The 1,009-nt window shown below is 36.2% G+C and carries 2 protein-coding genes; both read left to right on the top strand.

Annotated elements, in window-relative coordinates:
- Window positions 1–80 precede the first annotated feature (80 nt).
- Window positions 81–341, top strand: coding sequence for a hypothetical protein (locus tag F6K23_RS41310; RefSeq protein WP_293167115.1), 261 nt, complete (start codon window positions 81–83; stop codon window positions 339–341).
- A gap of 57 nt (window positions 342–398) precedes the next feature.
- On the top strand, window positions 399–1,009 hold a 611-nt coding region (locus F6K23_RS41305; RefSeq protein ID WP_293167113.1), incomplete at its 3' end, for a hypothetical protein.

Below are 1,009 nucleotides of genomic sequence, written 5' to 3'. Positions count from 1 at the left end.
TCAACCAAATCCCAATCGGTTTGGCTTAGAGAAGTCTCAACATATGTGTTGGGACTTCTCTAAGCCAAACCGATTGGGATTTGGTTGTTGAAGATTGGTATCCTGTTTGTTTTGTTAGTCACAATCAGGGTGGTGAACAAGAAGTTACTTATCTACGGTTTGGAAACTCAGATGGGATAGAAACTTTTGTGATTCATCGTAGCTTTCACGGCATTCGTGAATCTTATAATGAAATCATTGAAGAATTTCGACACTTTCATAATTTGTACCACGACGTTGAAAAAAATCAACTTCTCAAATTCGATGAGAGAGGAGATGAGAAGGTAGTAGTAAAGTTTTAAACTAATCAAATCAAAGTACATGTTAATGAAGTGCGTCAATTCCTAGCAATAAAAGAAATGCACTTGGCAATTTATTTTGACTTCAAGCGATACTCTGACTTGCTCAGTGATGACTTTCCAATTGAGTTAGAAGATAAAAATGATTTAACCTTCTATGAACTTAGTGCATATTCCTTGTCTGAAGAAAAACACAAATCATGTTCACATTTAATCGGAAAGAAACTAATTCCTCCATTTTCACTTGATTCGTCTGAAATGTGGCCATTTAACGGGAATGCAGAAAAAGACTACATCGATTTCATTATTGGATTAGATGAAAACGGAGATTCAGTAAAATATTCTTGTAATCCACACGGACTTGCAAAGTTCTTTGGTGCAAACCCAGATGCACCGCACTATTTTACACCTGTCTTCTTTCGACGTGAGGTGCTTACTAAGTATTATGCTAATCCAGAGCGTTACTCAGTTGAAGATGGATATCTAAGATGTCAAGGATTATGGGGGTTGAGAATTGATAATAACCATGATGAATACATTGTTGTTTTTCTTGGAGATTTAGGTGTAGATTTACGTTCAGAAGAGCGAATGTATTGGCGTAGTTATAATGTCCCACCTGAAGGTAAGATTAGTAAAACTAATTTTAAGCGTAGCTTTCTGGCAGAACCTAA

Origin of the sequence: Okeania sp. SIO2C9, from assembly GCF_010672455.1 — a bacterium.
GTDB lineage: Bacteria > Cyanobacteriota > Cyanobacteriia > Cyanobacteriales > Microcoleaceae > Okeania.
Note: the sequence above shows the minus strand (reverse complement) of the source record. Positions and strands in the feature narration are given on the sequence as shown.